The 8,110-nt window shown below is 73.1% G+C and carries 4 protein-coding genes; 1 reads left to right on the top strand and 3 read right to left on the bottom strand.

Annotated features, from left to right (window positions below):
- Position 1: 1 nt before the first annotated feature.
- The 3 genes from KBX39_RS16200 to KBX39_RS16210 are packed head-to-tail and all read right to left on the bottom strand — an operon-like array spanning position 2 to position 4,842.
- The gene (locus KBX39_RS16200) at positions 2-2,470 is read right to left on the bottom strand and encodes a DUF3488 and transglutaminase-like domain-containing protein (RefSeq protein WP_210871330.1); all 2,469 of its coding nucleotides are present in this window, start codon (positions 2,468-2,470) and stop codon (positions 2-4) included.
- Positions 2,471-2,486: 16 nt separating this feature from the next.
- Complete coding sequence (locus KBX39_RS16205) at positions 2,487-3,785, bottom strand: DUF58 domain-containing protein (protein ID WP_030500230.1); 1,299 nt, start codon at positions 3,783-3,785, stop codon at positions 2,487-2,489.
- Position 3,786: 1 nt separating this feature from the next.
- Positions 3,787-4,842 (bottom strand): MoxR family ATPase, encoded by a 1,056-nt coding sequence (locus KBX39_RS16210; RefSeq protein ID WP_043329458.1) that lies wholly within the window; start codon positions 4,840-4,842, stop codon positions 3,787-3,789.
- A gap of 401 nt (positions 4,843-5,243) precedes the next feature.
- Between KBX39_RS16210 and leuS the strand changes: the two genes are divergently transcribed.
- The gene (leuS, locus tag KBX39_RS16215) at positions 5,244-8,084 is read left to right on the top strand and encodes a leucine--tRNA ligase (RefSeq protein ID WP_209962686.1); all 2,841 of its coding nucleotides are present in this window, start codon (positions 5,244-5,246) and stop codon (positions 8,082-8,084) included.
- The last annotated feature ends 26 nt before the right edge of the window (positions 8,085-8,110 follow it).

The raw sequence follows: 8,110 nt of genomic DNA on the forward strand, positions 1-8,110 counted from the left end.
GTCAGCGGGCCGTGCGGCCCGCCAACAGGCGGCGTGGGCTCCAGCGCAGCATCTGCGTCCGGGCCTGCCCGCTCGTGGTGACGATCCGGGCCGACTGCTCGGCCAGGGCGGTCCGCCAACGCTGGATCACCGACGGGGGCAGCAGCGCGGCCAGCAGCCGGGTGCGGCGGTCGGCCCCGGCCGCGAGCGCGCCCCGGACCGTCCGCAGCGCCGGTTGCAACTCCGCGCCGGCGAGCGGGTCCCGCGCGTACCGGGCCCGCTCCTCGGCCCGGCCCAGCAGCCGTACCCCGGTCGCGGCGTCGCCGTTCTCGGTGAGCGCCTCCCGGGCCAGCCGCTCGGCGGTCGCGCGGGGGGTCTCCGTGCGGTCCACCCGGACGTGGAAGTCGACGAGCGTGTCGAGCAGCTCGTCCCAGGCGGCGTGCGCGTCGGCGCGGGCGGACTCGGCGTCCACGCCGACGACGACCTCCCGTGCCTCGCCCCGCTGGCCCGGCACCGCGAGCGCGGTGGCCGAGGGCGCCCGGACCCGGACGCGCCGGCGGCGGCGCAGGGTGGAGCGGCGCAGGCCCGGTACGGCGAACAGCGCCAGCAGCGCCAGCGCCGCGGCCAGCCACCACGGCCACACCCGGTTCTGCTCGGCCGGGTCACCTCCGCCCAGGGACAGGCCCTGGTCGGTGTCCTTGTCGAGCCGGTCCGCCTCGTTCGGGCCGGCCGACGGGTCGGCGGCGCCGGGAGCGACGGTGCTGCCGGGCGACGGGGTGACCTCCTCGGGGGCGTCGGTGTCCGGCGCCCAGGCGGAGCGGACCGAGCCCTGCACGCTCGCCGCCGGGGTGGCGTCGAACGGCACCCAGCCGATCCCGTTGCCGAAGTTGACCTCGGTCCAGGCGTGCAGGTTGCGGTTGGTCAGCACGTACGTGCCGCCGTCGGACTTGCTGCCGTTGGTGAAGCCGACAGCCACCCGGGCCGGAATGCCGGCGGCCCGGACCAGCCAGGCCATCGCCGCCGCGTACTGCTGGCAGTAGCCGACCTTGGTGGCGAGGAAGTCGGTGATGTCCTGCCCGCTGCTGCCGTCGCGGGTGGACAGCGAGTAGGTGAAGCCGTTCTCCACGGAGAAGTACTCGTAGATCGCGCGGACCTTGTCGTAGTCGTTCGACTTGCCCCTCACCAGCTCGTCGACGAGATCCTCGACCTCCGGGACCGACGGCCGCTCGGTCTGCTGGCGCTTCACCGGGCTGTCCGCGGGCAGGGACGGGGCGGCGCGCAGCGCCGCCGGGCTGAACGTCGAGCGCACGTACTCGAACGAGTAGCTCTTGCCGCGGGCGTTCTCCCGGTTGGAGAAGACTATCTGCTGGCTCGAGTCGTACAGCCAGTTGCCGTTGAGGTCGTCCGCCTTCACCGGATCGGCGTAGACCGGCAGCAGCGGCATGTTCAGGTTCTTCGACACCTCGACGGTGGCCTTGTAGCGCTGCCGCTCGACGCCACGCGGGGTGCGCTCGCTCGGGTCGGGCAGGCCGCGGGTGACCGGCCGCCCGGTGGGCACGCGCGCCTGGAAGCCGCTCGGCCGCAGGTCGTCGACCACGCCGAGGCGCAGGTAGAACGGGCTCGGCTCGTTGGTGCTGACCTTCACCAGCTCGGTTTCCTGGCTCTGGTTGAGCTGGCCGCTGAGCGCTGCGAACAGGTCGATCCGGCCCGGGCTGCCCCCCTGGCCGGGCCGGCCGTTGCCCTCACCGGGCCCGGCGCCGACGTTGTTCATCAGCCCGCCGGTCATCCCGGGCACGGCCAGCGGCAGCGCCACCGCCACCGCCACGCCGACCACTGCCAGCCGGCGGCCCGCCGCGGCCAGCGGCGACGCCTCCCAGACGTCGACGTCGCGTCCCTCACCGGTGAACCGGCGGCCGAACCGGCGTACCCGGTCGACGTTGTCGGTGACCAGCAGCCACAGGTAGCCGGCGGCGCCCACCACGAACGGGGTGGCGGGGACGCTGTCCAGGTAGACCGCCACCGGCACCGAGTAGATGGCGAGCATCGGCAGGCCGGCCAGCGCCGGCCGGCGCAGCCCGACCGAGAGGACGTCCACCACCACGGCGACCGCGCCGATGCCGAGCACCGCGAGGAACAGCAGCGAGTCGACGTCGGGCACCTTCACGCCGTACGAGCGCATGTCCTCCAGCGACGCCTGCGTCAGCTCGCCGAAGTGGGCGAACGTGCCCGGGGCCGGGATGAACGCGAGCAGCTCGGCGCCGCTCGGGAAGATCCACGTCAGGCCCAGGGTCAGGCCGGCGAGCATCGCCAGAACCTGGCCCCACAGCGGCGCCCGGGCCAGCCGGCTCAACGCGGCCGAGCCGGCCACCACGGCGACCACGATGGTGGCCTGGATCAGCCACGTCCAGCGTTCGAAGATCGCCGACAGCGGGGCCGCCGCCAGCAGGGTCGCCGCCGCGGCGACGAACCCGATGTTGCGATGGGGGGTCACGGGAGCTTCCTTCCGGTCATCGCATGCCTCCGGCGACCGTCTCGGCCAGGGCCGCCCGCAGCGCGAATCCCTGCGATCCGCGCCCGGCCTGCGGCCACAGCACCGGCAGACGGCTGCCGTGCTCCACCCCGATGACCCGCCAGCCGCTCTGCAGCAGCGCGAGCGCGGCGGCGCCGTGCGCCCGTTCCGCCTCGGTGCGGGCCTTCGGCGGCAGGTTCAGCCAGGTGTTGCTGTCGAGCAGGAACGCCACACAGGTCGCGCCGTTGCCGCGCAAACCGGCCAGCAGCTCCGCCTCGGCGGCGCCGAGCGTGCCGAGCAACGCGATGATCAGACCGCCGTCGGCCCGCTGCCGGACCTGCTGCACCAGCGTGGTGATCTCGCCGCGCCGGTCCAGGTGCACGTCGGCGAGCTGGTCCAGGAGCAGGCCCTCACCGCCGGCCTCGGTCGCCGCGACGTCGGCGCCGTTGCCGGTGACCAGGCGCAGCTTGTAGCCGGCCTGGCGCAGGTGCACGGCGATGCTGGCGGCCGCCGAGACCGCCCACTCGAAGCTCGCCGTCGGCCCCTCGCCCCGGTGCCCGGCGGCGCGCGTGTCCAGCACGACGGTGGCGCGGCTCTCCCACGGCTGCTCCTCGCGGCGCACCATCAGCTCGCCGGTGCGGGCGGTCGACTTCCAGTGCACGCGACGCAGGTCGTCGCCCATCCGGTACTCCCGGGTGGCGGCGTCGTCCTCGCCGTGCACCGCTACCGAGCGGGCCCGGCTGTCGCCGCTGCCGGCGTACTCACCGGGGAGCCGCACCGACGGCAACGGAGTGACCTGCGGGATCACCGTGAGGTGGTCGGTGCTGGGGAACGAGCGGGTCAGCTCGCACAACCCGAACGGGTCGGTCAGCCGGATCACCAGCGGGCCCACCTCGTAGCGGCCGCGCACGTCCGCCCGGACGGTGTACGCCACGGAGCTGGCCTGGTGCGCGCCGAGCCGCTCCAGCACCACCCGGGGGCGGCTGCCCAGCGCGTACGGCAGGCGGTCCTCCAGCAGCAGCGTGCCGGTGGGCAGCCGGGACAGGTTCTGCAACCGCAGCACCACGCGGGAGCTGGCCCCGACCGGCACCCGGTGCGGCTCCAGCGACCTGTTGCAGGCCAGCTTGTACCGGCTGCGCCCGACGTACGCGGCGGCCAGCAGCGGCAGGACGGCGAGCAGGACCGCCACCCGGAGCAGGTCCTTCTCGCCCAGGATGCCGGCGGAGATCGCCGCGGCCACCGCGGCCGCCAGGAAGGAGCGGCCGCGGGTGGTCAGCCCACGCAGGCCGTCGCGCACGTCACGGCCTCCGCGGCTCGTACGGCCCGCGGCCGTTGTTGCCGCCGCCGGGGCGGGTGTCGTACGGCGAACGCTGCCGGTCGTGCGGGAGCGGCAGGCGGTGCACCAGCTCGGAGACGATCGCGTCGGTGGTGCGCCGGGCCAGCTGGGCGTCGGCGGTCGGGATGATCCGGTGCGCCAGCACCGGCACCGCGAGGACCTGGAGGTCGTCCGGCAGCACGTAGTCGCGGCCCTCCAGGGCGGCCACCGCGCGGGCGGTGCGCAGCAGCTGGAGCGTGGCCCGCGGGGACGCGCCCAGGCGCAGGTCCGGCGCCTCCCGGGTGGCGGTGACCAGGTCGATCGCGTACTGCTTGACCGCGTCGGCGACGTGCACCTGCCGGACGTGACCGATCAGCCGGCGCACGGTGGCCGCGTCGGAGACCGGCCGCAGCCCCGACAGCGGGTCGGTGGCGCCGTGCCCGTCGAGCATGGCCAGCTCGGCGCGCGGGTCCGGGTAGCCCATGGCGATGCGGGCGGTGAACCGGTCGCGCTGCGCCTCGGGCAGCGGGTACGTGCCCTCCATCTCGATCGGGTTCTGCGTCGCGATCACCATGAACGGCGTCTGCAACTGGTAGGTGACGCCGTCGACGGTGACCTGGCGCTCCTCCATGCACTCCAGCAGCGCCGACTGGGTCTTCGGCGAGGCCCGGTTGATCTCGTCGCCGACCACCAGGTTGGCGAAGACCGCGCCGGGGCGGAACTCGAAGTCGTGCGTCTCCTGGTTGTAGACGCTCACGCCGGTGACGTCGCTGGGAAGCAGGTCGGGGGTGAACTGGATCCGCCGGACCGAGCAGTCGATGGACCGGGCCATCGCCTTGGCGAGCTTGGTCTTGCCGACGCCGGGCACGTCCTCGATGAGCAGGTGGCCCTCGGCCAGCAGCACCGCCAGGGCGAGCCGGACGGTGGCGGTCTTGCCCTCGATGACCTGCTCGATGTTGGCCACGATGGCCTCGCTGGCGGCGCGGAACTCGTCGTGCGGCAGCAGACCGCCCACCTCGTCCCAGGTCTGTTGTGTCACGGGCCTCCTCCTCGTCGCCTGGACGGCAGCTCTTTATAGAGCACCTGGACCCGCCGTTGGGTTCGCGACGCCGAGCCACGTCTGCCGCAGTAATCTCACTGGCCTCTCAGGCTAACCATGTTTGTCGTTACTGCCGACTCCCGCAGGTGGTCGGTCGGTTACGCCCGGAATATTCGCCGGACCGGGGGACCGGCCGCTCCGGGCGGAACGGGCGCGCCGCCGCCGAGGGCTGCGAGGTACACTGCCTGCATGGCCGGGTTCTTCCTGCTTCTTACCGAGCCGTGTTGATGCGCTGAACGCGCGACAGCACGGCCGCCCCTCCTGCGCGAGGGGCTTTTTTGTGCCCGCAGCAGACCGCCCACAATTTTTTCGAATCGCCCGATCCGCGCCGAGGAGACGCCATGAGTGAGGCAGCCGCACCGGCGACCGACATTCCCCCGTTCCGGTACACCGCCGCACTGGCCGACGAGATCGAACACCGCTGGCAGGACACCTGGGAGCGGGACGGCACCTTCCACGCGCCGAACCCGACCGGCCCGCTGGCCGACCCGGGTCATCCGCGCGCGGGCGCCGAGAAGCTGTACGTGCTGGACATGTTCCCGTACCCCTCCGGCGCCGGCCTGCACGTCGGCCACCCGCTGGGCTACATCGGCACCGACTGCTACGCCCGCTACCAGCGGATGGCCGGGCGCAACGTGCTGCACGCGATGGGCTTCGACGCGTTCGGCCTGCCCGCCGAGCAGTACGCGGTGCAGACCGGCACCCACCCCCGGACCACCACCGAGGCGAACATCGAGCGGTACCGGGCGCAGCTGCGCCGGCTGGGGCTGGGCCACGACGAGCGGCGGTCGGTGGCGACCATCGACACCGACTTCTACCGCTGGACGCAGTGGATCTTCCTGCAGGTCTTCAACTCCTGGTACGACACGGACGCACGCAAGGCCCGGCCGATCGCCGAGCTGATCGCCGAGTTCGAGGGCGGCACCCGCGCCACCCCGGACGGGCGGCCGTGGGCCGAGCTGTCCGTGGGGGAGCGGCGGCGCGTCGTGGACGACCACCGCCTGGCGTACGTCTCGGAGGCGCCGGTCAACTGGTGCCCGGGCCTGGGCACCGTGCTGGCCAACGAGGAAGTCACCGCCGACGGCCGCTCCGAGCGCGGCAACTTCCCGGTCTTCAAGCGCAACCTGAAGCAGTGGATGATGCGGATCACCGCGTACGGGGACCGGCTGCTGGAGGACCTGGACACACTGGACTGGCCGGAGCCGATCAAGCTGCAGCAGCGCAACTGGATCGGCCGGTCGACCGGCGCGCACATCGACTTCCCGACCGCCGCCGCGCCGGTGCGGGTGTTCACGACCCGGCCGGACACCGTCTTCGGCGCCACCTACATGGTGCTGGCCCCCGAGCACGAGCTGGTCGACGTGCTGACGCCGGCCGCCTGGCCGGAGGGGACGAAGGACGCCTGGACCGGTGGGCATGCGAGCCCGCGTGAGGCCGTCGAGGCGTACCGGAAGGCCGCCGCGGCCAAGACGGACATGGAGCGGCAGGCGGACAGCAAGGAGAAGACCGGCGTCTTCGTCGGCGCCTACGCGACCAACCCGGTGACCGGCGGGCAGATCCCGATCTTCATCGCCGACTACGTGCTGGCCGGGTACGGCACCGGCGCGATCATGGCGGTGCCCGCGCAGGACGAGCGGGACTGGGACTTCGCCGAGGTCTTCGAGCTGCCGATCGTGCGGACCGTGCAGCCGCCGGAGGGCTTCGCCGGCAAGGCGTACACCGGGGACGGCCCGGCGATCAACAGCGCCGCGCCGGAGCGCGGCATCGACCTGGACGGCCTGGGCGTCACCGAGGCCAAGGCGCGCATCATCGAGTGGCTGGAGGCGAACGGGCACGGCGCCGGCGCGGTCACCTGGCGGCTGCGCGACTGGCTGTTCTCCCGGCAGCGTTACTGGGGCGAGCCGTTCCCGATCGTGTACGACGAGACCGGCGCGCCGATCGCGCTGCCCGAGTCGATGCTGCCGGTCGAGCTGCCCGAGGTGGAGGACTTCTCGCCGAAGACGTTCGACGCCGACGACGCCGACAGCAACCCGGAGACCCCGCTGTCGCGGCGTCGCGACTGGGTCGAGGTCGAGCTGGACCTGGGTGACGGGCCCAAGCGCTACACCCGCGAGACCAACGTGATGCCGCAGTGGGCCGGCTCCTGCTGGTACGAGCTGCGCTACCTGGATCCGACCGACTCGCAGCGCTTCGCCGACCCGGAGAACGAGGCGTACTGGATGGGGCCGCAGCGTCCGGGTGACTGCGGCGGCACCGACCTGTACGTCGGCGGCGCCGAGCACGCCGTGCTGCACCTGCTGTACGCGCGCTTCTGGCACAAGGTGCTGTACGACCTGGGCCACGTCTCGTCGTTCGAGCCGTTCCGCCGCCTGTTCAACCAGGGCATGATCCAGGCGTACGCGTTCGTCGACCCGCGCGGCGCGTACGTGCCCGCCGAGGAGGTCGTCGAGGTCGACGGCCGCTGGTTCCACGGCGAGACCGAGGTCCGGCGCGAGTACGGCAAGATGGGCAAGTCGCTGAAGAACGTCGTCACCCCGGACGACATGTGCGCGGCGTACGGCGCCGACACGTTCCGGGTGTACGAGATGTCGATGGGCCCGCTGGAGGTGTCCCGCCCGTGGGAGACCCGGGCCGTCGTCGGCTCGTACCGGTTCCTGCAGCGGGTCTGGCGCACCGTCGTCGACGAGCAGACCGGTGAGCTGCGGGTCACCGACGCGCCGGCCGACGAGGCGACCCGGCGGCTGCTGCACAAGGCGATCGACGGGGTCCGCGCCGACATGGACGGCATCCGGTTCAACACCGCCATCGCCAAGCTGATCGAGCTGACCAACGGCCTGACCCGGCTGGCGGAGACGCCGCGTGAGGTGGCCGAGCCGCTGGTGCTGATGGTCGCGCCGTTCGCCCCGCACATGGCGGAGGAGCTGTGGCGCAAGCTGGGTCACGAGCACTCGCTGGCGTACGCGGACTTCCCGGTCGCCGACCCGGCCCTGCTGGTGGCCGAGTCGGTCACCTACCCGGTGCAGGTCAACGGCAAGGTCCGGGGCCGGATCGAGGTGCCCGCCGACGCCTCCGAGGAGACCGTCCGTGCGGCGGCGCTGGAGGCGGTCGCCGGCACCCTGGCCGGCAAGGAGCCGCGCAAGGTGATCGTGGTGAAGGGCCGGATGGTCTCGGTCGTCGTCTGAGCCGGCGGGGGGGGGGGGAGACACCC

Origin of the sequence: Micromonospora sp. D75 (assembly GCF_018070405.1) — a bacterium.
GTDB lineage: Bacteria > Actinomycetota > Actinomycetes > Mycobacteriales > Micromonosporaceae > Micromonospora > Micromonospora chalcea.